The 24540-nt window shown below is 30.3% G+C and carries 25 protein-coding genes and 2 rRNA genes; 6 read left to right on the top strand and 21 right to left on the bottom strand.

Going from position 1 to position 24540, the window contains the following annotated elements; all coding sequences use genetic code 4:
- The first annotated feature begins 19 nt into the window (after positions 1 to 19).
- A complete protein-coding gene (locus VY93_RS04420; protein ID WP_258454469.1) occupies positions 20 to 457 on the top strand; it encodes a restriction endonuclease subunit S in 438 nt (145 codons plus the stop codon).
- Positions 458 to 471: 14 nt separating this feature from the next.
- A complete protein-coding gene (locus VY93_RS03735; RefSeq protein WP_020002830.1) occupies positions 472 to 1389 on the top strand; it encodes a site-specific integrase in 918 nt (305 codons plus the stop codon).
- Positions 1390 to 1622: 233 nt separating this feature from the next.
- Here VY93_RS03735 and VY93_RS03730 read toward each other — a convergent pair whose 3' ends face one another.
- From VY93_RS03730 to VY93_RS03665, 16 genes are all read right to left on the bottom strand, one after another.
- A complete protein-coding gene (locus VY93_RS03730; protein ID WP_144406207.1) occupies positions 1623 to 2237 on the bottom strand; it encodes a hypothetical protein in 615 nt (204 codons plus the stop codon).
- Between the two features lie 168 nt (positions 2238 to 2405).
- Positions 2406 to 2618 carry a hypothetical protein gene (locus tag VY93_RS03725; RefSeq protein WP_026365151.1) on the bottom strand — a complete coding sequence of 71 codons (213 nt, stop codon included), beginning with the start codon at positions 2616 to 2618 and terminating at the stop codon, positions 2406 to 2408.
- A gap of 61 nt (positions 2619 to 2679) precedes the next feature.
- Positions 2680 to 2868: a hypothetical protein gene (locus VY93_RS04185; protein ID WP_026365150.1), complete on the bottom strand. Its 189-nt coding sequence runs from the start codon at positions 2866 to 2868 to the stop codon at positions 2680 to 2682.
- A gap of 7 nt (positions 2869 to 2875) precedes the next feature.
- Positions 2876 to 3121 carry a hypothetical protein gene (locus VY93_RS03720; protein ID WP_026365149.1) on the bottom strand — a complete coding sequence of 82 codons (246 nt, stop codon included), beginning with the start codon at positions 3119 to 3121 and terminating at the stop codon, positions 2876 to 2878.
- A gap of 149 nt (positions 3122 to 3270) precedes the next feature.
- A complete protein-coding gene (locus tag VY93_RS03710) occupies positions 3271 to 3723 on the bottom strand; it encodes a hypothetical protein (RefSeq protein ID WP_026365148.1) in 453 nt (150 codons plus the stop codon).
- A 9-nt stretch (positions 3724 to 3732) separates the two neighbouring features.
- Entirely contained in the window at positions 3733 to 3885 is a 153-nt protein-coding gene (locus tag VY93_RS04055; protein WP_081619820.1) for a DEAD/DEAH box helicase family protein, read from the bottom strand.
- 66 nt (positions 3886 to 3951) lie between these two features.
- A complete protein-coding gene (locus VY93_RS03705; protein ID WP_026365147.1) occupies positions 3952 to 4806 on the bottom strand; it encodes a site-specific DNA-methyltransferase in 855 nt (284 codons plus the stop codon).
- Positions 4806 to 4997, bottom strand: a complete 192-nt coding sequence (locus tag VY93_RS03875; protein ID WP_051085465.1) for a DNA methyltransferase — start codon at positions 4995 to 4997, stop codon at positions 4806 to 4808. The genes VY93_RS03705 and VY93_RS03875 overlap by 1 nt, the downstream gene beginning before the upstream one ends.
- A 230-nt stretch (positions 4998 to 5227) precedes the next feature.
- Positions 5228 to 5527, bottom strand: a complete 300-nt coding sequence (locus VY93_RS03700) for a hypothetical protein (protein WP_051085464.1) — start codon at positions 5525 to 5527, stop codon at positions 5228 to 5230.
- Positions 5528 to 5638: 111 nt separating this feature from the next.
- Positions 5639 to 6193: a ribosome recycling factor gene (gene frr, locus VY93_RS03695; protein ID WP_020002827.1), complete on the bottom strand. Its 555-nt coding sequence runs from the start codon at positions 6191 to 6193 to the stop codon at positions 5639 to 5641.
- A gap of 3 nt (positions 6194 to 6196) precedes the next feature.
- Complete coding sequence (gene pyrH, locus VY93_RS03690) at positions 6197 to 6916, bottom strand: UMP kinase (protein WP_011283813.1); 720 nt, start codon at positions 6914 to 6916, stop codon at positions 6197 to 6199.
- A 66-nt stretch (positions 6917 to 6982) separates the two neighbouring features.
- Positions 6983 to 9925, bottom strand: coding sequence for an AAA family ATPase (locus tag VY93_RS03685; protein WP_020002826.1), 2943 nt, complete (start codon positions 9923 to 9925; stop codon positions 6983 to 6985).
- Positions 9926 to 9932: 7 nt separating this feature from the next.
- Positions 9933 to 10628, bottom strand: coding sequence for a ribonuclease III (rnc, locus tag VY93_RS03680; protein WP_020002825.1), 696 nt, complete (start codon positions 10626 to 10628; stop codon positions 9933 to 9935).
- Positions 10629 to 10630: 2 nt separating this feature from the next.
- A complete protein-coding gene (gene plsX / locus VY93_RS03675; protein ID WP_011283810.1) occupies positions 10631 to 11608 on the bottom strand; it encodes a phosphate acyltransferase PlsX in 978 nt (325 codons plus the stop codon).
- Positions 11608 to 13260 carry a DAK2 domain-containing protein gene (locus tag VY93_RS03670; RefSeq protein WP_020002824.1) on the bottom strand — a complete coding sequence of 551 codons (1653 nt, stop codon included), beginning with the start codon at positions 13258 to 13260 and terminating at the stop codon, positions 11608 to 11610. The genes plsX and VY93_RS03670 overlap by 1 nt, the downstream gene beginning before the upstream one ends.
- A complete protein-coding gene (locus VY93_RS03665; protein ID WP_020002823.1) occupies positions 13253 to 13546 on the bottom strand; it encodes a hypothetical protein in 294 nt (97 codons plus the stop codon). Before VY93_RS03665 ends, VY93_RS03670 begins: the two co-directional genes overlap by 8 nt.
- Positions 13547 to 13703: 157 nt before the next feature.
- On the opposite strand from VY93_RS03665, the gene recO reads away from it, so the two are divergent.
- From recO to VY93_RS03650, 3 genes are all read left to right on the top strand, one after another.
- Entirely contained in the window at positions 13704 to 14384 is a 681-nt protein-coding gene (recO, locus tag VY93_RS03660; RefSeq protein ID WP_011283807.1) for a DNA repair protein RecO, read from the top strand.
- 121 nt (positions 14385 to 14505) lie between these two features.
- Positions 14506 to 16011: ribosomal RNA gene (locus VY93_RS03655) — 16S ribosomal RNA — on the top strand.
- A 306-nt stretch (positions 16012 to 16317) separates the two neighbouring features.
- A 23S ribosomal RNA gene (locus VY93_RS03650) occupies positions 16318 to 19200 on the top strand.
- Together the 16S and 23S rRNA genes form the textbook arrangement of a ribosomal RNA operon.
- Before the next feature lie 255 nt (positions 19201 to 19455).
- On the opposite strand, the gene VY93_RS03645 is transcribed toward VY93_RS03650, so the two are convergent.
- The 4 genes from VY93_RS03645 to VY93_RS03625 all read right to left on the bottom strand — a co-directional run bounded on the left by VY93_RS03645 (position 19456) and on the right by VY93_RS03625 (position 22854).
- Positions 19456 to 19638, bottom strand: coding sequence for a P-loop NTPase family protein (locus tag VY93_RS03645; RefSeq protein ID WP_020002726.1), 183 nt, complete (start codon positions 19636 to 19638; stop codon positions 19456 to 19458).
- 69 nt (positions 19639 to 19707) lie between these two features.
- Positions 19708 to 20334, bottom strand: coding sequence for an ATP-binding cassette domain-containing protein (locus VY93_RS03640; RefSeq protein WP_020002727.1), 627 nt, complete (start codon positions 20332 to 20334; stop codon positions 19708 to 19710).
- Positions 20335 to 20671: 337 nt separating this feature from the next.
- Complete coding sequence (tuf, locus tag VY93_RS03630) at positions 20672 to 21856, bottom strand: elongation factor Tu (RefSeq protein WP_020003176.1); 1185 nt, start codon at positions 21854 to 21856, stop codon at positions 20672 to 20674.
- A 188-nt stretch (positions 21857 to 22044) separates the two neighbouring features.
- Positions 22045 to 22854, bottom strand: a complete 810-nt coding sequence (locus VY93_RS03625; protein WP_020003175.1) for an HAD-IIB family hydrolase — start codon at positions 22852 to 22854, stop codon at positions 22045 to 22047.
- 35 nt (positions 22855 to 22889) lie between these two features.
- On the opposite strand from VY93_RS03625, the gene VY93_RS03620 reads away from it, so the two are divergent.
- Positions 22890 to 23651 (top strand): M48 metallopeptidase family protein, encoded by a 762-nt coding sequence (locus VY93_RS03620; RefSeq protein ID WP_020003174.1) that lies wholly within the window; start codon positions 22890 to 22892, stop codon positions 23649 to 23651.
- Here the strand turns inward: VY93_RS03620 and ylqF are convergent.
- Positions 23648 to 24505, bottom strand: coding sequence for a ribosome biogenesis GTPase YlqF (gene ylqF, locus VY93_RS03615; RefSeq protein ID WP_020003173.1), 858 nt, complete (start codon positions 24503 to 24505; stop codon positions 23648 to 23650). The genes VY93_RS03620 and ylqF overlap by 4 nt on opposite strands.
- Positions 24506 to 24540 lie beyond the last annotated feature (35 nt).

The following is a 24540-nucleotide window of genomic DNA, read 5'->3' as shown; positions in this document are numbered from 1 at the left end:
AAATAAAATATTTCAATCTTTGCCTGGAGAGTTCATAACTGATGAAAAAATAAAAAAACACAAAAGCGCTAAAAACAAATATCCGGTATATTCATCGCAAACATTAAATAATGGCATTAGGGGATATTATGAAAAATACTCGTTTGAAAACGCAATAATTTATACAACAAGAGGGAGTGCAGGAAAATTCCATTACAAAACAAATAAATTTTTTTGTACCGCTCTTTCGGCAGTTTTAATAGGGGATAAAGTTCATACTAACTTTGCACTAGCGGAAATTTTAGACAAAATATCTGACAAATATGTTGTTAAAAATACGATAAATGCATTAGACAAACAAAATGTATTAAAAATGAAGTTTTTTATTCCAAAAGAAAACGAAATTTCAAAAATTAATTTAATTATAAATGTTTTAAACAACCTTATCACCCTTCATCGGCGTAAGGAAAAGACGTAAAATGAAAGGTAAAAATGTCATATAAACAAGAAAAATTTCACAATTATTATAAAAATTGAATAAAAGTTTATAAAGAAGGTGCCGTTAGGCCTATTACATTAAAGAAATATAAGTTAACTCAAATGTGAATAGAAAAGCTTATTCCGGATTTAGAAGTTTGACAGCTTTCAAGAATAAAATATCAAGAAATTCTTAATAAATATTCTGAAACTCATGAACGTCAAACAACAATGGATTTTCACCATCAATTAAAAGGAGCTATTTTAGATGCTGTAGATGATGGTTTAATTTCTATAGATCCAACAAGAAAAGCTATTATTAAAGGTAAATCTCCAAAACATAAAAAAATAAAGTATTTAAATCAATTTCAACTTCAAAATTTAATAATGAATTTAAAGTTAGATTCAAATATAAATGAATATTGATTAATATTATTAATTGCCAAAACTGGAATTAGATTTTCCGAAGCTTTAGCGTTAACTCCAAAAGATTTTGATTTTGCAAAACAATCTATTAATATTAACAAAACATGAGATTACAAAGACACAAATAATTTTTCTCAAACAAAAAATGCATCTTCAAATAGAAGTGTAAAAATAGATTGACAAACATCAACACAATTTGCAGGCCTTATAAAAGATTTACCAGAAAACAAACCTATATTTGTAAATGGTAAAGTTTATAACTCAACAATTAATGAAATACTAAGAAGGGTTTGCATTAAAGCAAGAATACCAGTTATAAGTATTCATGGTTTAAGACATACACACGCTTCTCTTTTATTGTTTGCTGGAGTTTCTGTAGCCAGCATTGCAAAAAGATTAGGTCACGCAAGTATGACTACAACACAAAAAACATATTTTCACATTATAAGAGAATTAGAAAACAAAGATATTGATCAAGTAATGAGATTGCTTTCTAATTTAGGATAAAAATTTTCCTTACGCCGAAAAAAGCACAAATTATTGTGCTTTTTAATTAAAAATAAAATAAATTTAGGAAAAATAAAAGAGTTAAAATAAAGAATTATTTTATTTTTGAAATTTCAAAAAATAATGTTTCAATTGAATGAAAATCTTTATTTTATATTTGGTGATTAAGTCTTTTATTGATTTCTTCGTTTGTGCTTGCACCAACAATAGTATGTTTTGTATTTGAAAACATTTTAGGATAAAAAAACAACAGCCATAGTAAAACTTGCAAATTTATTATTTTTTAAATCATTGTTTTTCAATTGATTTTTATATACTTCAACATATTTTTTGTATGCTTTTATTAAACTCTTAGTTTTTTCACTGTTGTAATCATCTTCACCTTGAGCTTTAACTTCTAAAAATATCAAATGTTTTTCATTGATAATAGTTAAGAAATCAGGAAAAATTCTTTTAATTCCATTTAATTCTATATTTTCATCTTCAAATGAAGTTTCTTGATTATCAAAATATTCAAAACTAATATTACCATTTACAACATTTGAAGACCAACTAAATTTAATCGGATTATCTAATTTATTTAAGTTATCTTTAAATTTTTTTAAATCGTTAATAAATTGCAATTCTCTTTTTGAAAGAATTTTTATTTTAGATTTATTTTTATTTCTAATTTGATACATGAATTCGTTTTCAATTTTAGAAATATTTTCAAATTTTGGATAACCTTTAGAATTAAAATCTATAAAGTTAAATCTTTGATTTAATTTTCTTAACTCTAATTCGTAATACTTTAAATTTTTTGATTCTTTTTCTATGCTTTCTTTATATGCCTGTTTAATATTCGGCATTAAATCTTCAATAATGATATAACGATAAAAATCTCAAGTAAACATTGGATCATCAATATTTATTTCACATGATTTATCCTTTAATTTGTTAAATTTAGAAATTATAAATTCTTCTAATTCTTTTTTTGCTAGACAAACATTTAATGATTTTCATTTTCTTTCAACATATTAATTTAAATCGATAGAGTTATAAATTCACTTAACTTCTTTAACTATATTTTGGTTTTCGTCTTTTATTAATTTGCTATCAAAAGGAAGTCTTTTTATTTTTTCTGAATTATATTTTTTCTTATAGTTTTGAAAACTATTCAGAAAATTATGTCCGTTAAAAATGTCTTTAAATTTTTTTATATAAGTTTCGTCATTAATTTCATTTTTCAAAGATTCAGAGTTTTTTGTAGTTTGATATAAATCAAGATATCCTGATAAAAATTTTTCATTTTTAAATTCTGGTTTTTAATTTCCATATTAAATGATTTTTATCAAGTTTTTTATTATATGAATAAATATAGTAATTAAAAACTATGTTGTTATCATTAAATGGATATCTAGGATTTGGATTTCTTTTTATTCTTCCAATTGTTTGAATATTTAACGACTCAGAACAAACATTTCTAAGTTGAACCAGCATTGCAGCTCTAGGGATATCTCAACCAGTGGCTGGTCTTATTTTTAAAATATAACATCGTAAACTGAATTATTAGCTGATAATTTTTTAAGAGTTGCTTCTTCTCTAAGTTCACTTGATGTATTTTTATCGCCACCAAAATAAGTAGCTCATTTAAAACCATTTTTTCTACTATTTTTTTGTATTTTTTAACTAAATCTTTGATTGTTTGATTTTCTTTGTCATTTTTGTCGCTATTTTTAACTTGAATTAACATTGCGGGATTAATACCATTTAATCCATCATTTTTAGCACCGTCATATGCTTCTTTAAGTTCTTTAAATTTTTCTAAAGCTATTTTTAGAATTTTTTCATCATCATATTCATTAGATTCAGAAATAGAAATAGAAATACCTTTGTTATATATTAGATTTTTTTAATTAACTTTACATTATCATTATGAAGTTCTTCTTCAGTAATTTCAACACAATCATAATTTTCTTCGCCAATAGTAGCTGACATTTTGATAGTAAAATTAGCTACATTTTTAATCTTTTTTTCAAAATTTTCAATTAATTTTTTTTGAATTTTAGTACCAATATGCGCTTCATCTCTAATGTAAATTAATTCAAAACTAGAATCATTTTTAATTTCATCAAATAAAGCATCAATTATTCCTTGCTCGGTATAAATTCTTTTTTTACCAAAGCTAGATTTACCAAAAATCATAACCTTGTTTTCTTCAGGCTTTAAGTGATAAGATTTATAATCTTTTTTATTAGTAGAGGAAGGAGATTCAATTAATTCAATTTTTACTTTATTTTTATTTAAAAAACTATTTTTATAATAATTTAACTTATTGAAAAATTGTTTTGGCAATTCTGCAGATTATGGAGTTGCAATGATAAAGAAAAGTTTTTTAATGTTAGCCTGAGAAATCATTTTATCTATAACTTGAGCCATCATAAAAGTTTTACCGCTACCTGTTGGCGCTTTAAAGATCAATTCTTTTGATTTCTTTTTTCTTCAGTATTCAACAATTTGATCAACTGCTTTTTTCTATGTTTCTGTTAGTTTTAAATTCATATGTATTTAAATTTATAAAAGTTATCTTAAATTATCAACTATTCTTTCTCTTGAACTTTCTTTGTCTGAAATATCAATTTCAAAAGCTTCAAACATTTTAATTACTTTATCTACAATTTCATTTTTATCTTTTGGATCATTTAAATCAGTAGACTCATATTTAACGTTAAATACATCCAAATTAGATTTATATGGATCGTTCTTTTCTATTCAATTTTGTCCGTTATTTATTCTATATAGACGCTTGTATATTGCTAATTTAGCTATATTTTCATTATTAGAAATAATTGTGTAACTTCTATTTCCGCCATCTTTAAAATTTAATTCTTCAATTGCGTGAGCAAAAGTATCGTGACTTCCGAAAATGTCTAAAACTCTTGTGTTTTTATTAATAAATAAATTTAACATTCATTTCATTAAACCTAAAGGCTTAACATAATGGAATTTAGTTTCATTTAGAATTTCGCTCAATTCTGTTGCGCCTGGTTTATTTTGATACTCATATTTATCTAGTCAAGTAGAATATGGTCAAAGCTTTTTCTTAAATTCTTTTTTGTATTCTTTTATTCGAATTTTTTCTTTTTCATCCATCCATAACTTATTTTTGTTTTTTTCAAATTTAGCTTTTTTTCATATTCAATTACCTAGAAATTCTTTTAAATCATTATTTGAATTGTTTTTTGAATGAAATGTTTTATTTTTATTGTCATAATAAATTGGATAGTTATTTTCATTAAATCACGTATTTTTAAATGATGTTAGTTGATATTTACCATTTTCATCTTTATGAATTTTTGGATTATCTCTTTTTTCTTTTTTAAGCTTTATTATATTTTTATTTTTTGCGTATATTAAGACATAATCATGCAATTCCATTAATTTTTTATCAGCGTTTTTACGCGAAAAAGGTGTTTTTTTCTAGGACAAGAAGCGATAAAATTTTCTTCTCCAAATATCTCATCCATTAAAACTTTTAAATAAGCATGTTGATTATCATCAATTAAAATGAAAAATAACCCTGCTTCATTTAGTAAATCTTTTGCTAAATTTAATCTTTTATTGACCATGTTTAATCAATCATTACGAGTAAATTTGTTTTTAAAAGAAAATACAAAATTTTGCTTTTCTTCACTATTATTTTCTAAAGATTTCGTTGTATCGCCTTTGTCTTTTGCTAAATCAGAGTTATAAGTTAGGTCAATAAAAGTTAGATCATAACCAAAATCATCCTCTTCTTTTTTTATTTGTAAAAGATTTTTAAGGGCATCAAAATTTTCTTTAAAATTTTTAGCAATTATTAATTGATTTTTAGGTTTAGATGAATCATTATTAAAAGATAAGCTTTTATTTTTTCTAAGTAACTTATAGTGTTATTAATGATCTCTGGTGTTGTATCAAAAGTAAAACCAACTTTTACTCTTTGAATAAGAAGGCTATATAAGTTTTTCAGCTTAGCTTCAGTGCAGTTTTCTTTTAAAGAATAATGCTCTAAAGTTTCAATAATTAATTCTTTTTGTTCTTTGTTTAAACTAGCTTTAGAAATTTCGTCAATTTTCTTTTTGTAATCATTAATTAAATCAATTTTTCATTGTTTCATATTAGATTCAATAGTGTGCTTTACAAATCATTTTACAAAATAATTTCAACATGCATTAACAATTAAAGAAAATTAAAAAAAAGAAGAAAATAATTTCCTCTTTTTCAATTATTAAAATGCGTTTAAATCGTTTTCTTTTTCTTTTGCTAAAGTTGAAATTCTTTCAATTTTCTTTTTGACTTCTAATTCAATTTTTTCAACGTAATTTTTTTGCATATCTTCTGAAAGTTCAGCATCAGATTTAATTGCTTTAATTATTTCTTGGCGAGCGTTTCTAACACCAACTTTGGCTTGCTCTATGAATTTAGAAAGTGATTTAACTAGTTCTTTTCTTCTATCTGAAGTCATTGGGGGGAAAGTAATTCTTATTTGATTACCTTCATCTGTCATTGGGAAATTTCCTAAGTTAGCACTTAATATTGCTTTTACTATATCTTTGATTGAAGTTGCATCAAAAGGTTTAATTAATAACTGTTGTGGTTCTGGAACCATGATAGTGGCTATTTCATCTAATTCGGTTGGATTATCGTAATACATTACTTTAATTTTTTTAACGATTTGAGGATTGGCTTTACCTGTTGATATTTTTGACATTTCAAAGACAAAGTGATCAATAGATTTTTGTGTTTTTTTATTAAAGTCGTCTAAATATTTTTCAAGTTCCATAAATTACCTAGTAACTTCAGTGTGAGTTATTTTTCCTTCCAGCGCTTTTATAATTGAATTATCTTCAAGTAAATTAAAAACAATTAAATTTATATTGTTATCCCTTGCCATAGAAGTAGCGGTTAAATCCATCACTTGCAGTTTTTTTTCTAAAATTTGATCATATGTGATTTTAGAAAAATGTTTGGCATTTTCATTTTTTTTAGGATCTGAATCATAAACACCATCAACTTTATTTTTTCCCATTAAAATAACTTCGGCTTTTATTTCAGCAGCAAATAAAGTAGCGGCAGTATCGGTTGTAAAATATGGTCTACCGGTTCCTCCGGCAAATATTACAACTTCACCATTGTTTAAATATTTAAGAGTTTTTTCGTTAATATAATTTTCTGCAACTTTTTGATCGATATTAATCGATGATTGCACTCTAGCTTTTAGTCCAGCTTTTTCAAAACCACTTTGAAGAGCTAAAGCATTCATTTCGGTAGCTAGCATTCCGATAAAGTCAGCTCTATTTCTGGGAATTCCATTTTTTTCAGCAGAAACTCCTCTTCAGAAGTTTCCTCCTCCTACAACAATAGAAACTTGAACACCTTTTTCAATTATTATTTTTAGTTGAGAAGCAATTTTCGCGACTAATTCAAAGTCAATTGCTAGATTTTTTTCTTTGTTGGCAAAACCTTCACCACTTAATTTAATTAAAATTCTTTTGTATTTAATCATTTATTTAGATCCTTAAAACTTTTTAATTATACCAATTTTAAAGTCAAAAAAATAGCCAAGCGATGGCTAGTTTTGAGCTTCGAATTTATCTACATATTTTTTCGCCTCTGCTAAAGAAAGGCTTAAAAATGTAGTAATTCCTCTATTTTGCATAGTGGCACCAATTATGGCGTCACTTTTTGTCATGGTTCCATGACGGTGTGTAATTACTAAAAATTGCGTTTTATCTTTTAGTTGCTGTAGATAATCAGCGTAACGCACTACGTTAGAATCATCTAAAGCTCCCTCAGCTTCATCTAAGATACAAAGAGGAAGTGGACGAGCTTTTAGTATTGCAAATAGTAGCGAAATTGCAGTTAGCGATTTTTCTCCACCACTTAATAAATTTATATTTTTAATAATTTTTCCAGGAGGTTGAACTTTAATATTAATTCCGGAAGTTAGCGGAAGACTTTCATCAACTAAAGAAACAGATGCACTTCCTCCACCAAATAGTGAACGGAAAATATTATTAAATTCTAAATTCACATCTCTTAAAAGACTTGTGAATTTATCGACCATAGTATTTTCAAGAATAGTAATAGACTCTTTGGTTTCACCAATTGCATTTTGAATTTCATTTCTTTGAGTTACTAAAAAGTCATAATCTTTTTTAATAGCTTCATATTTTTCAATTGCTTTTTCATCGACAGAGCCTATTTCTTGAATTTCTTTTTTAAGAGTTGAAACTATTTCTTTTGCAAGATTAATTTCAATATTAAGTTTGAAATTATCTCTAGCAAATTCAAAGGTTAGTCCGTATTCTTCTAAAAGACGGCTTTTGTGATTTTCTAGATAGGTTTTGTTTTTTTCAAACTTAACTTCGTTTTTAGAAAAGCTTTGACGAAGTTTATCTAAATCTTTTTGTTTGCTTTTTAAAAGAATTGAAATATCGTCAAGCTTGGCAACGATTTGTTCTTTTTCTTGATTTAGTAGCGAATTTGAAAACTTGTTTTGTTGAATTTGATTTTTTAATTCATTTATTTTGTTAAATAAAGTTAAAAGTTCGCTTTCACCACTTGAAGATGTATCAATTGAATCATCTAAAAACACTTGGTATTGTTTTAGTTCATTTTCAGTAGCGCTTATGCTTTCATTTTCAGATGAAAGCTCTAATTTTTTAACGCTAATTAAATTACTAATATTTTGAATTTGAGTTTTGAGTTTTTCAAATTTAGATTCATAAACATTTAAGCTAGGAAGAGCTTTGTTTAAAAACTCTTCGCTTTTTCTAATTTTTTCATCAATGTTAAGTAAATTTGAAACTTGTTTTTTTTCTCCACCGACAATTATTCCACCAGGACGAATTAAATCACCGTCTTTGGTTACCACCATATATTTTTGTTCTACTAATTTTGAAATTTCATTAGCTTTATCAATATCGGTAGCAAGAATTACATTACCAAGTAAAAAGTCTCTTAAAACTTCAAGTTGTGGATGACATTCAACAGCTTCATTAGCCGCACATAAAAATCCATTATAACTTTGAAGACCGTAGTATAAATCTTGGCGAATGCTTTTTGCTCTAAGGCTAGATAGCGGCATAAATACAGCTCTACCAGCTGAGTTATTTTTTAAAAATCTAACAGCTTCTTTTGCAGTTTTATCGTCTTTAACAACGATATTTTGCATGCTAGGAGATAGAATTGTATCAATGGCGTGAATATATTCGTTTTTGATTTTAAATAATTCAGAAACAAGGCCAACGTAACCATTAAAAATGTTTCTATTTTGAACAATGGTTCTAACACCTTTTTGTAGCGATGAATTACTTTCTTTTTCACGCTTTGCAAAATCTAGTCCCGCTTTAGCATTTGAGACTGCATTTTTAACTTCACGAAGTTGAGTTTCAAGCATTAAGGCCTGTGATTCAAGCTGAGATTTTTCGCTGTTTAAATCATCTAATTCAAATTTAGTTTTTTGGGTTTTATTAAGCAGAAAATCAAGTTTAGATTTAATTTCTTTAGCTTTAGATAAATTAGCGCTTTTGATTTCTTCTTGAGAAACATTTAGCTTCCCAGAAGCAGCTAAGGACCTTTCTTGATCTTTTTGATTATAGGTTTTTTCAAATTTATGTAAAAGATCAATATCGGTTGCAATTTGATTTGCAAGGCTTTGAAGCTTTTCAGTTTTATCTCTTAAATCAAGTTTTAATTCAGCTTCAGAAGCGTTTAGTTTTTCGATTTCGTTTTCTAGCGTAAATACAACATCGCTTGATGAATTTATTTCATTAACATAAACTTCATTTTCGCTTTGAAGCCTACCAATTTCATGCGCTAAATATGAAATTTCTACTTCTTTTAGTTTTGCTTTTTTGTCTTTAAATTCAAGTGCTTTTTTAGCAGCTTCTTCTAGGTAATTTAAATCTTTTTCGTAGTGTGATATTGAAATTTGTGTTTTTTCAAGCTCTACTATTGTTTTTAAAAGACGTCTTTCTGATTCTTCTTTTTGATATTTAATTTTTGAAATACCAGCAGCTTCTTCAAAAATACCTCTACGATTTTCTTCGCTAGATTGAGCTATTTCTGAAACTTTACCTTGAGAAATAATGGCAAGAGATGACTTGCCAATTCCGGTTTCCATGGCAAGTTGCTTAATTGTTTTATGAAGTGTTGGCTCACCGTTTAAATAGTATTCATTTACGTTTTTAGCACGAGTTATTTTTCTGGTTATTGTTATGTAGTCTCTATCTATTGATGAAAATCTATCTTTATTATCAAAAGTCAAAGTAACATAAGCAAAATCCATAGCTTTTGCAGTTTTTGATCCTGAAAAAATAACATCACTCATGTTATTTCCACGAAGTTCTTTTGAGGATTGTTCTCCTAAAACTCATTTAATAGCGTCGTTTATATTACTCTTACCTGAACCGTTTGGTCCAACGATTGCAATCACGCCTCCGTCGAATTTTAGCGAAATAGGATCTGCAAACGATTTAAATCCGTGAGCTTCAATTTTAATTAACTTCATTTAACTCCTAAGTTTTAAGCTTTGATAAAGCATTGGCAGCTGCATTTTTCTCTGCGTCTTTTTTTGACAAACCAACACCGATTCCATAAATTTTATTAAGATGTCAAGCTTTTGATTCAAAAGATCTTTTATTTGGTATCTCTATAGTTTCATATTTTACAGTTTCAGCAGAAATTGTTTGAAAATATTCTTGAAGTTCTGATTTTGGATCTTTATTTGGTTTATTCTGAGCTTTATTGGCGATTTCATAAAAATGACTTTTTATAAAATCTTTAGCGCTTTGCATTCCTTGATCAAGGTAAATGGCCGCAATTAATGCCTCTACTACATCAGATAAAACATTTGATGATGATAAAACTTCATTACGGGCTTTTTTAGGGCCGGTTTTAATGATTTGCTCCACTTTTAGCTTTTGGGCAATTTTAAATAAAGCCAGTTTATCAACTAGCTTTGATCTAAGTCTTGAAAGCTCGCCAGGCTCTAGAGATGAAAATTCTCTAACGCAGTAATCACTAATTAGAAAACCAACCAAAGAATCACCTAAAAATTCTAAACGTTCATAGTCTTTAGAATTTTTATTTACCTTTGAATAAGTTTTATGAGTAGTAGCTTCAATGAAAAGGTCAATGTTTTTATATTCAATATTATTTTTCTGAAGAAAAGCTTTTAATTCTTCAATAGAAGGCTGATTGTCTTTTTCCATGTTTAATTTTCTTTTAAAGTTTTTCTAATTACATCTAAAAAATTAGATTTATATCCATTTTTTAGCTCTTCTAAAGCATATAAATATGAAACTTTATCACTAGCTCCATGAGTTTTAATAGCTAAAGTATTAATTCCAAAAACTCAAGCAGCTCCTACTTTTTTATAATCTAATACTTTAGAAATATTTTCAAAAGCAGGTTTTAGAAGGAGTGCTCCTAGCTTAGCTCTAAATGATTTTGAAATTCCATCTTTTAAAAGATGCTTGAAAGTATTAAAAGCTCCTTCGTAGCTTTTAAGAACTAAATTACCACCATAACCATCAATTAAAGCAATTTGATAATTGCCATATAAAACTTCTCTTGTTTCGCTAAATCCGATGTAATTTAAACTATCATCTTTAGAAATAAGTTTAGCGGCCTCTAGGAGGAACTCAGGGCCTTTATAAGCTTCGCTACCTATGTTTAATATAGTAACTTTAGGATCGCTAAAGTTAAACATTTTTTGATAAAAAACTTTAGCAATTAAAGCTCATTGATATAAATATTCTGGTTTAACTTCAGTATTTGATCCTACGTCTAAAATCAGAAGCTTTTGTCCGTTTATAGTATTAGCCACTGGCATAAAAGTAGGACGAGATAAATTAGGAATTCTTCCAACTGTTAAAGTAAGTCCGGCAACGTATGATGCTGAATCTCCACTTGATAAAATAGCGTCTGCTTTAGAGTTTTTAACCATGTCAATGGCTTCATTCATTGAGGTAGGCATTTTGAGATTTTCTCTAATGTTTTTAGGAGTGGCTACCTTTAAATTATTTTCAATTAAAAATAAATTTTCAAGATTTTCGTTTTGCTTTAAAAGTGAAATTTCACCAATTAAAGTAATTTTGTCATTTGGGTTTTTAAGACAAAATTCATAAGCGGCATTATAGCCTGCTTGTGGTCCTTTATCGTTTCCGTTAATGTCAAAGACTATATGCATTATTCAACTCCTATTAAAAAGTAGTAATTAGGTTGATTTCCTTCAAAGATTTCAACTTCAATATCTCATTGGCTTTTAATAAAAGCTTCAATTTTTTGTGCATCTTGAAATGATGAATTTTCACCGTAGTAAATCGAAACTACTTCATGTTGAGCAGTTACCATTTTTTTGATTAATTTTTTAATTACTGTAAAGTCATCTTTATGTGATGAAATAATGCTTCCATCTTTAACTGCAATAAAATCATTTTCTTTGATTTTAATGCCATTAATTTCTGTAGTTCTAACTGCTTTAGTAACGCTTCCTGACACCACCGATTTAATGCTATCTAGCATCATTTCTTCGTTATCTTCAGGAGAAAGCTCAGCGTTAAAATTAAGCGCAGCAGAAATTCCTTGAACCTGTGTTTTAGAAGGAATAATAATTACGTTTTTGTTTTTAATCATTTGTGCTGCTTGTTGAGCGGCAAGAATAATATTTGAATTATTAGGAAGCACAAAAACGTTTTTAGCGTTAACCTCGTTAATGGCTGCAATAATATCGCTAGCTGATGGGTTTTGAGTATTTCCTCCTTCTACGATATTATGGCATCCGTATTCTTTCATTTTCTTAATAATTCCAGAACCAAAGTTGCATGATACAAGCCCGCATAATTCTTCTTCGCTAGATTTGCTTGCCGCGAAATTACTTTGCGCAGATTGCGCAGTTTTTTTGCTCTCTTTAGCTTGAAGAGACATGTTCTCTGATTTTATTTTAATTAATTCGCCATACTTATGGCAATAACTTATTAAAGAACCAGGTTTTTCAGTGTGGCCATGTATTTTTAATAAATTATCATCTTGTATTAAAACAAGAGAAGCTGCCATTTTTTCAACTTTATTTTGAAACTTTTCTTTTTTGAAATTTTCAGGATCATTTAAGTCAATAAGTAGCTCTGTGCAGTATCCAAATTCACCGTCATAGATTTCTAGATCAGATATGAAATTATTAACTGATTTTTCTTCTGTTTCAGAAAGCTCTATCGGAAAGCCTTCAAGATATGAAAGCATTCCAACAAAAATTAAATATAACCCTTCAGCACCTGAGTCATTAACCCCAACTTCGCGAAGAATTTTTAATTTATTAGGAGTTTCATCAGTACTTTTTCTAGCTAGTGATACCACCGCTTTAAAGAAATCTAATATCGATTCGCTACCGTTGATATTTTTTTCTAGGCCTTCTGAAACTTCTCTAATTACAGTTAATATAGTTCCTTCAACTGGAGAAAATACGGCCTTGAAAGCTCTAGTTTTAGCAGCTACAAAAACGTCAACAAGTTCTAGCGAAGATACTTTCTCTTTATTTTGGCAACCTAAAGAAAAACCTTTAAAAATTTGACTTAATATAACTCCAGAATTTCCTCTAGCAGCATATATCATTGAATGTGATATCTCTTGCGCAACTTCAGAAATGCTTGGATTTGGATTTTGCGCTAAAAGCTTTTCTAAATTATCAACGCATGAAAAAATAGTCGAAGCCATATTGCTTCCGGTATCGCCATCGGGCACTGGAAAAACATTAAGCGCGTCGATTTCGTTTTTTTTGTTCTTTAAAGAATTAGCTCCAGAAATAACCGCTTTAGCTAGGTCATAACCATTTAAAAAATTATTCATAAATAACTCCACTTACAAAAAGTGAAATTTCCTTTATCTTATATTTACTTGACTTAAATTTAAAGTGAAGACTTTGTGAAACTTCTTGCACCAAACTTGATACATTAACTCCAAGTAAAATATCAATATCAACATAAAAAGAAAGATATTCATTTTCTTTTTTAACGTTGATTCTATCGAGTAATGGCGCTGATTTATCACCGCCATTTATATTGTTTATATTTACAATTCCTGGAATTGTTGAAATTACTTCAAAAAAGATTTGTTTAATTTTAGTAAGTTCCATAAGGCCTTTAAGGTTAGTAATTATATATAAAGAATTTTAAAAGAAAATCAATTTAATATTTTTATGAAAAATTAAATAAAAATCTCATATTGTTTTCTTTTGTTTTTATTATATAATTTATTAATTGCAAAATTAAATAATTTTTTATAGGAATTAATTGTCTGATTTTACTACTGGAATAGTTTTAAAAATAAAAAAGCATTCCGAAAATGAATTTATAGTTTATTTTTTATGCGCAAAAGGTGTATTAAAACTTTTTGCAATGGGACTAGAAAAGCCTACATCAAAAAATAAAACTAATTTAGTAATAGGCGCTATTGTTGAAATTGAATATTTCAAAGCTAGGCTTAAAAATAAAATTGGAAGACTTAAAACTGTAAAAACATTATTATTCCCTGTTTATAATTTTAAATCTTTAGAAGAATATTTTGAGTTTCAAAAATTAATTAAATTATTTTTAACAATTAATTTTGAAAATAATTTTCTAAGCGTATATAAATTCATGCTTGAAAAGCTTAAATATATTAACTACGAATATGCAATGACTTATTTTTATGGTCAGCTGCTTATAAACTATGGAGTTTGCCCGAATTTTAAATCATGCGCGATATGCATGCAAGAAAGCAATTTGGTTTCTTTTAATTTAGAAGAAGGTGGATTTTTTTGCAATAAGCACTCAGATGGAATAGAAATATTAAATGTCGAAGTTTTAAATTTAATATATCTCTCATATAACAACTTTATTTTATATGTGCAAAAAACCAATAAATATGTAAATGATTTTTTGCAAAATAAATATAAAGAAGTTCTGCAAAACGCAGGTTTTGCAATATATTAAAAAATTTTAAAAATATTTGCATTGAAATTTTTATTTGTGCTATAATTCTAAAACACGCGGCTATTTCTAGCTAGCGAAAATGTTCTTTCAAAACTAAATACAATACAAGATACACAACGTCAATTTTGAGAGTTTGATCCTGGCTCAGGATGAACGCTGGCTGTGTGCCTAATACATGCATGTCGAGCGGAATTTAGCAATAAATTTAGCGGCGAATGGGTGAGTAACACGTACTTAACGTACCTTTTAGACTGGAATAACGGTGAGAAATTATCGCTAATGCCGGATATATAAAAAAATCGCATGATTTTTTTAAGAAAGAAGCGCTTGCTTCACTAAGAGATCGGGGTGCGGAACATTAGCTAGTTGGTAGGGTAATGGCCTACCAAGGCAATTATGTTTAGCGGGGTTGAGAGACTGAACCGCCACACTGGGACTGAGATACGGCCCAGACTCCTACGGGAGGCAGCAGTAGGGAATTTTCCACAATGGGCGAAAGCCTGATGGAGCAACACAGCGTGTAGGATGAAGGCCTTCGGGTTGTAAACTACTGTTATATGGGAAGAAAAACTAGTATAGGAAATGATATTAGCTTGACGGTACCATGTCAGAAAGCAACGGCTAACTATGTGCCAGCAGCCGCGGTAATACATAGGTTGCAAGCGTTATCCGGAATTATTGGGCGTAAAGCGTCTGTAGGTTGTTTGTTAAGTCTGGTGTTAAAACTTGGAGCTCAACTCCAAATTGCATTGGATACTGGCAGACTAGAATTGTTTAGAGGTTAGCGGAATTCCTTGTGAAGCGGTGGAATGCGTAGATATAAGGAAGAACACCAACATGGCGAAGGCAGCTAACTGGGAACATATTGACACTGAGAGACGAAAGCGTGGGGAGCAAACAGGATTAGATACCCTGGTAGTCCACGCTGTAAACGATGATGACTAGTTGATAGAAACCATCGACGCAGCTAACGCATTAAGTCATCCGCCTGAGTAGTATGCTCGCAAGAGTGAAACTTAAAGGAATTGACGGGGATCCGCACAAGCGGTGGAGCATGTGGTTTAATTTGAAGATACGCGTAGAACCTTACCCACTCTTGACATCTTCTGCAAAGCTATAGAGATATAGTGGAGGTTAACAGAATGACAGATGGTGCATGGTTGTCGTCAGCTCGTGTCGTGAGATGTTCGGTTAAGTCCTGCAACGAGCGCAACCCTTGTCCTTAGTTACTTTATCTAAGGAGACTGCCCGAGTAATTGGGAGGAAGGTGGGGACGACGTCAAATCATCATGCCTCTTACGAGTGGGGCAACACACGTGCTACAATGGACGATACAAAGAGAAGCAAAATAGTGATATCAAGCAAATCTCAAAAAATCGTTCTCAGTTCGGATTGTAGTCTGCAACTCGACTACATGAAGTCGGAATCGCTAGTAATCGTAGATCAGCTACGCTACGGTGAATACGTTCTCGGGTCTTGTACACACCGCCCGTCACACCATGGGAGCTGGTAATGCCCGAAGTCGGTTTGTTAACTTCGGAGACGACTGCCTAAGGCAGGACCGGTGACTGGGGTGAAGTCGTAACAAGGTATCCCTACGAGAACGTGGGGATGGATTACCTCCTTTCTTACGGAGTACATTATTTTTACAAAAGGCATTTTTTATTAACTGAAAGCTTTTAGATTTTTCTAAAAGCGGTTGTGTATCGCTTTTTTTGCCTTGGGCTATTGTATTTAGTTTTGAGAGAACAACCTCTCTTAAAATTGTTCTTTGAAAACTAAATAGTAATAAAGATATTACAACGACATCAAAAATATAAATTAATTAAGGTTAATTTGTTTTGATACCGAGTTTAAATTATTGAATAATAATTTATTAAAATGTCTTTGAATACATCATAACAACATAACAATAGGACATATTGATACTAACTTTTAAAAAAGTAAGAGTGTGTAGTGGATGCCTTGGGTCTTAAAGTCGATGAAGGACGTGATTACCTGCGATAAGCCTCGTTGAGCTGGATATAAGCTACAAAACGGGGATTTCCGAATGGGGGAACCTAATTAGATTCAAATCTAATTGATTTATAGTGAATTCATAGCTATAAATGCGAGACACGTTGCGAACTGAAACATCTTAGTAGCAACAGGAAAAGAAAATAAATAATGATTCCATTAGTAGCGGCGAGCGAAACTGGAAGAGCCCAAACCAATTTATTGGGGTTGTAGGACAGCCTATATAAAGTTACAAAACTGTATTATAGTAGAATAAACTGGAAAGTTTAAGCATAGAAGGTGAAACTCCTGTATACGAAATAATATAGACTTTTGGCTGTATCCTGAGTAGGGCGGGGCACGTGAAACCCTGTCTGAATCCGCCAGGACCATCTGGCAAGGCTAAATACTAATAAGACACCGATAGTGAACTAGTACCGTGAGGGAAAGGTGAAAAGAACCCCGAGAGGGGAGTGAAATAGATTCTGAAACTACATACTTACAATTAGTCAGAGCCCGTTAATGGGTGATGGCGTACATCTTGCAGTATGGACCGGCGAGTTATGTTAACATGCGAGGTTAAGTGGATAAAAACGGAGCCGTAGAGAAATCGAGTCTGAAATGGGCGCTATAAGTATGTTGACATATACCCGAAACCATGTGATCTATTCATGAGCAGGCTGAAGCTTAGCTAACCCTAAGTGGAGGGCCGAACCGTAGTACGCTGAAAAGTGCCCGGATGACTTGTGAATAGCGGAGAAATTCCAATCGAACTTGGAGATAGCTGGTTCTCCTCGAAATAGCTTTAGGGCTAGCGTGTGATGTTAACCTATGGAGGTAGAGCACTAAATATGGAATGGCCGCGCCTAGCGGTACTGACTATAATTAAACTCCGAATGCCATAGCGAATTATCATGCAGTCGGAACCGGGGTGCTAACGTCCCGGCTCGCGAGGGAAACAACCCAGATCGTCAGCTAAGGTCCCAAAATTGTGTTAAGTCAGAAAGGTTGTGAGATTTCATAAACAACTAGGAGGTTGGCTTAGAAGCAGCCACCCTTTAAAGAGTGCGTAATAGCTCACTAGTCAAGAGATCTTGCGCCGATAATGTAACGGGAGTAAAACACAATACCGAAGCTACGGGTACATTTGTACGTTAGAGGAGCGTTCTAAAAGCATTGAAGCTAAATCGTGAGAATTAGTGGAGCTTTTAGAAGTGAGAATGCCGGTATGAGTAACGATTCGCGGTTAGAATCCGCGACGCCTATTGGGAAAGGTTTCCTGGGCAAGGTTCGTCCACCCAGGGTTAGTCAGGACCTAAGAAGAGGCTGAAGAGCATATTCGATGGACAACAGGTTAATATTCCTGTACTGATTATAAATAGTGATGGAGTGACGGAGAAGGATAAAACAGCCTATTATTGGATTTAGGTTAAAGTAAAAACTGGTGAATATAGTCAAATGCGTATTCTACAACTGGAATTTACGATATAAAGTGCTTGCACGAAACTGTTTGATTTCATGCTTCCTAGAAAAGCTTCTAAACGTTTAAATTTATAGTCACCTGTACCGAGAACGGACACACGTTCCCAAGATGAGTATTCTAAGGCGAGCGAGAAAACTAGTGTTAAGGAACTCTGCAAATTTACCCCGTAAGTTCGCGAAAAGGGGTGCCTATTTTAATAGGCCACAGTAAATTGTGAGGGGCAACTGTTTATCAAAAACACAGCTCTCTGCTAAACCGTAAGGTGATGTATAGGGGGTGAAGCCTGCCCAGTGCCCGAAGGTTAAGTGGATGCGTTAGCAATTGCGAAGCGTTGAAATGAAGCCCGGGTGAACGGCGGCCGTAACTATAACGGTCCTAAGGTAGCGAAATTCCTTGTCGGCTAAATACTGACCTGCACGAAAGGCGCAATGATCTCTCAACTGTCTCAACACTAGACTCGGTGAAATTATGGTCCCAGTGAAAACGCTGGGTACCCGCATCAAGACGAAAAGACCCCATGGAGCTTTACTACAACTTCGTATTGAAATTTGGCCTAACATGTGTAGGATAGGTGGGAGATAATGATACTAAAACGCCAGTTTTAGAGGAATCGACCTTGAAATACCACCCTTGGTATGTTGAATTTCTAACTTGCATCCATTATCTGGATGGAGGACAGTGCGTGGTGGGTAGTTTGACTGGGGCGGTCGCCTCCTAAAGAGTAACGGAGGCGTTCAAAGGTACACTCAATACGGTCAGAAACCGTATGCAGAGCGCAAAGGTAGAAGTGTGCTTGACTGTGAGACTTACAAGTCGAGCAGGTGCGAAAGCAGGACTTAGTGATCCGGCTATACGTTATGGAACGGTAGTCGCTCAACGGATAAAAGTTACCCTGGGGATAACAGGCTTATCTTGCCCAAGAGATCACATCGACGGCAAGGTTTGGCACCTCGATGTCGGCTCATCGCATCCTGGAGCTGGAGTCGGTTCCAAGGGTTTGGCTGTTCGCCAATTAAAGCGGTACGCGAGCTGGGTTCAGAACGTCGTGAGACAGTTCGGTCCCTATCTGATGTGGGCGTTGGAATATTGATGAGAGCTGCTCTTAGTACGAGAGGACCGGAGTGGACGTACCGCTGGTGTTCCAGTTGTTTTGCCAAAAGCATAGCTGGGTAGCTAAGTACGGAAAGGATAACCGCTGAAAGCATCTAAGTGGGAAGCCTCCTTAAAGATAAGTATTCCCTAAAGATTCCTTGTAGACTACGAGGTTGATAGGATGGAAGTGTAAGTGTAGTAATACATTCAGCTGACCATTACTAATAAATCGATAGATTTAAAAGTTATCAGGATGTATTTAAATTCATTTTGATAAATTATTATAATTACTATTTAGTTTTGAAAGAATAATTTTCAAAGCTTTAGCTTCGCTAAAGTTTTTTGTTTTATGTGGCTTTATCAATGATAAATACAAAAAAATAACGGCTAAGCCGCTATTAATTTATAAATTTATAACTTGATCAAATAATGAAACTAAATTCTTTGGCATATTATGCGAAATTATTATCATAGTTTTATCTGATTTTAATAAACTTTTAATTATTTGTTTCTAGTTTTTGCATCGATATTAGCAAAAGATTCATCATAAATTTTAATGTCTTTATTTTCTATATAACTTTTAAGAAGTAAAAGACGCTGTTTTTGTCCTAGTGATAGATCCTTAAATTCTTGGTTTTCATTTCAAAAGTCTATTTGAAACATTTCTAAAAGCATTTTTTTCAAGGTTTCCAAGTTTTGAAAATTCAAAGATATCTTGAACTTTATAATCATGAAAAAGAGTGCTTTCTTCATTTAGAAATGATGTAACAGTATCGGAGTTATATTTATTTTATTATAGAAAATTTCTCCTAAGTAATCATCATTATTTAAATTAACAATTATTTTAGCTAAAGTAGATTTTCCACAATCAGATTCACCTTGAATTAAAACTTTTTGCTTTGGTAGAACTTCTAAATTAAAATCTTTAAATACTTGCATGTGGTCAAAACCTAAAGTTAGATTTTTAACGCTTAGTGATTTAAATTCTTCATTTGGCAGCAACGATTCATATGGAATTTCTTTTAAGAAACTATAAACGTTATTTTTAAATACTTTAAATTGTCCAAGATCTGAAACTATATTAAATAAATACACAATATGATTATTAAATAAATAAGAATGAATTAAGGCCAAAATCACAATTGAAAGCGGTACTACATTATTTAAAGATAATGCAATTGTTGAAAGAATTACAGCTAAATTTAAAACAAAACCAAAAACTGATCCAATATATTCCGTAGAAAAATCTCTATAACTTTGAGATAATAAGTAAAGAGAATTATCAGGATCTTCTTCGCTTTTAAATGTAATTTTTCTATTTAAAATTGCTTTGAATATTGATTTATGGATTAAAAAAGCTATTTTATTTTCAAAAAACACAATTAAATTTTTTGTAAACAAAAGTCAAAATAACAGATAAAAATAAAACTAAAAAGTAAAAGCAAATATCTTTGTTTTCTAAAGATATTTTTTCTTTATTTTCAGATAAGTTATCAATTAAATGCGCATAAAATCTAACAGCTAAAAAGTCAAATGTAAAAATAAAACAAGAAAACAAAACAAATATAAAAATGTATTTTTTGAATATTTTAAATAATGCAAACGAACCTTCTTTGAAATTGTATTTTAAAGATTATAGCCTAATATATATATATATATATAATGAAAAAGCTAGCAATTGATGCTAGCTTCTATTATTTTGTGAATAATTTGTAAATTATTTAACGATTTTTGTAACTGATCCGGCACCAACAGTTCTTCCACCTTCACGGATAGAGAATTTGGTTCCTTCTTCAACAGCGATTGGTGAAATTAATTTAACTTTTAAGTTAACGTTTTCACCTGGCATAACCATTTCACGTCCAGCTTCGAATTCAACTCCACCTGTAACGTCTGTTGTACGGAAGTAGAATTGAGGTTTATAGTTTTTAAAGAATGGTGTGTGACGTCCACCTTCTTCTTTTTTAAGAACATAAATTGCAGCTTCGAATTCTGTGTGAGGAACGATTGATCCTGGTTTTGCAAGAACTTGTCCACGTTCTACGTCATCACGGTTAACTCCACGAAGAAGCAATCCAGCGTTATCTCCAGCTAGAGCTTCTTTTAGGTTTTTTCTAAACATTTCGATTCCTGTAACAACAGTTTTCTTGGTAGGTTTTAGACCAACAATTTCAACTTCTTCGTTAAGTGTTAATCTTCCACGTTCTACACGTCCTGTAGCAACAGTTCCACGTCCTGTAATTGTGAAAACGTCTTCAACAGCCATTAAGAATGGTTTGTCTAGTTCTTTAACTGGGTTTTCAATGTATGTGTCAACAGCATTCATTAATTCCATAATTTTGTCTTCATATACTGCGTCACCTTCAAGTGCTTTAAGAGCTGATCCTCTAACGATAGGAGCGTTGTCTCCGTCAAATCCGTATTCTGATAATAGATCACGAATTTCCATTTCAACAAGCCCAATCATTTCTTCGTCATCAACCATGTCACATTTGTTTAGGAAAACCACCATTCTTGGAACACCAACTTGTTTTGAAAGAAGAATGTGTTCACGAGTTTGAGGCATAGGCCCATCTGTTGCAGCAACAACAAGAATAGCACCATCCATTTGTGCAGCCCCTGTAATCATGTTTTTAACGTAGTCAGCGTGACCTGGACAGTCAACGTGAGCATAGTGACGTTTTTCTGTTTGGTACTCAATGTGTGAAGTATTAATGGTTATACCACGAGCTTTTTCTTCAGGTGCATTATCAATAGAAGCATAATCACGAGCTTCTGATAATCCCTTTTTAGATAAAACAGTTGCAATAGCAGCTGTAAGAGTGGTTTTACCGTGGTCAACGTGTCCAATGGTTCCAACGTTAACGTGTTCTTTTGAACGGTCAAAATCTAATTTTGCCATTTTAATCCTTTCTTTTTAAAAATTAATTTAAATTGAATTTAATGTATTTATGTATTTATAAAATTTAAGTTTTAGCGCTAAAACCAACCAAATGCTTAGCCTTTCAACTAAGTCCTGTCCATAAAAAGTTTTACAAAAATGTGCGCCAAAATAGCATTATTAATTATATTAAATTTTTCAAAAATAATTTACTTTTTAAATTGCTCTAAAAACCTTGCAAGCCCTGCATTTTCATAAGTATAAGGAAGCACTTCATCGGCAACTTTTTTAAAGGCATCTGAAGCGTTAGCAAAGGCGATAGTTTTTCCTAAAACACCAACACAAGATGCATCATTCATGGCATCTCCTAAATGAATAGCACGAGTTACATCAATATTTTTATGTTCGCAGAAAATTTTATTTCCACTTGCCTTAGAAACACCTTTAGCAGAAATTTCTAAAATATTATTTTTATTTCCAGATTCTGTAATAGTTACAAAATTTCCAAATTTTTCTTCTAAATGTTTGCGAATTTTAAAAAGCTTTTCTTTTCTTAAATCAAAGACAATAAATTTAAAAATAGTGCTTTCTCTATCGAATTCATCGTATTTTTTAAGGCTATCAAATCTAAGAAGTTTAAGAACAAATCTAAGTGATTTTCAAGCAAAATAACTTTGGTTTTTAAAATCAGAATTTAAAACCATAACTGATTTAAATTTTGCAATTTCATCAAATATTTCAATAGCAATTTCTTGTGGTATTTCTTTTAAAAAAACTTCCTCGTTATCAACTACAACTTTAGCTCCATTTCAAAGCACATAGCTATTTAAATTAACTGAATCTATTATTTCTTTGGTAGCGCTAGTGAAGCCTCTACCAGTTGAAATAACAATAGGAATTTCTTTATTTATTTCTATTATTGCTTTTCTATTTTTTTCTGAAAAAACAGATTTATTATTAACTCTAGCATCTAAAGATGTATGATCTAAATCGATAAAAATCGCACTTGGTTTAAACATAAACTATATTATAATAAATAATAAATTTTACGGTTATGGATAATAAAAATTTAACAGTTAAAAAAAGCTTTCAATATAATGAAAATGAAAGCTTTAATTACTTATATAAAGTTTCATCAAGGATGAAATATTTATATTATAAAACTAGAATTTTTAATCGTAATTTGGAAGTTATTTCAGCTGTTAATGACTTTGATGAAAAGTATTTAAAGAAAAAAGAAATACTTAAATTTTTTGAAAAATATTACAAATATTTACATAAATCATTTTATGTCGATAACAAAAACAATTTAATAAAAAATAATTACTTTTATTTATTTGGAATTAAATATTTTTATCAAATTCAAAACGTTAATAAAAAAAGCTTTATCTTTATTTTTAAAAATGAAAATGATTTAAATTATTACAAAGTAATAAACGCAAAAAACAATATTCAAAAAGCAATAGATAAATTTTTAGAAGATGAACTTTTAAAATTATTAAAAGAAAAACTTCTACCTAAAGCTTTTGAAAAATTAAACGCTCCTATTGCGTTAAACAAAATAAAACTAGAAATTAAAACTAAAATTTCAGCTTGAGGAATTAATTCGCAAAATAAAACAAAAAACATATATAAACTAATTTTTAATTTAGATTTATATATGTTTCCAGAAGAAGTTATTTATGCAATTGTAGTACATGAAGTTTGTCATTATTTTCAAAGAAATCATTCAAGAGATTTTTATAAATTAGTAACTAAAGAAGTCCCTAATTATTTTTCGCTTCTTAAAGTAACTTATACATATGATTTTGATTAATCATAAGTTACTCCACTTAGATTTTGAACAAAATTAATAAATTTAATATAAGCTTTGTTTAAATCTAAGTTTTTTTCTTTTAAATAAAAATTATGCATTCTTGCATATTCTTCAAAATTTGCAAGAATTTCTTCTTCGCTATAGCATGGTTTTAAATTTAAATCAGTTAAAACATTTGGATAGTATTTAGAAAGAAGTCTAAAAAGTTGACTTGCTAAAAACTTAGAACTAAAAATTTCATTTCTAATTGAATTAATTGCAATAAGCTTGATTGCGATTTCTTGGTCTTTAAATTTAGGAAGTAAAATTCCAGGAGTATCTAAAAAGAAATAATTATCTTTTGTAGTTCATTTATTGGCTTTAGTAACTCCAGGCATATTAGCTACTTTTAAACTATTTTTTGAACTTAAAAAATTAATAAGAGTTGATTTTCCAGAGTTAGGAATCCCAACTACAAAGGCTTTAATTCTAGTTTGTAGCAAACCTTTTTCTTTATCTTTTTTAATTTTATCTTTAAAGATTTCATTTATTTTATTGAAGATAATTTTTTTGCTTGATTGTTTTCTTAAACTAACTCAAAGCAAATTTTTATCTTTATAAAAATTATTAATTTGATCTTTTTTGGCTTTATCCATTAAATCTGATTTGTTAATGATATATAGCCTTGGTTTTTGTGGTGAAATTAAATCAAAATCAGAATTATAAGAACTAATAGGACACCTTGCATCTAAAACGATAATAAATAAATTAGCAAGTGAAGCTAGTTCTTTTAATTCTTTAAAAGACTTAGCCATATGCCCTGGATATCAGTTAATTAAATTCTGAATTTCTTTATCTGTTGAAATTAATTTCATAATTTATTATTTTACTCTTTAGTATAATTAATTAG

Origin of the sequence: Mycoplasmopsis synoviae ATCC 25204 (genome assembly GCF_000969765.1) — a bacterium.
Lineage (GTDB): Bacteria > Bacillota_I > Bacilli_A > Mycoplasmatales > Metamycoplasmataceae > Mycoplasmopsis > Mycoplasmopsis synoviae.
The sequence above is the reverse complement of the archived record's forward strand: the minus strand, read 5'-3'. Positions and strand labels throughout refer to the sequence as shown.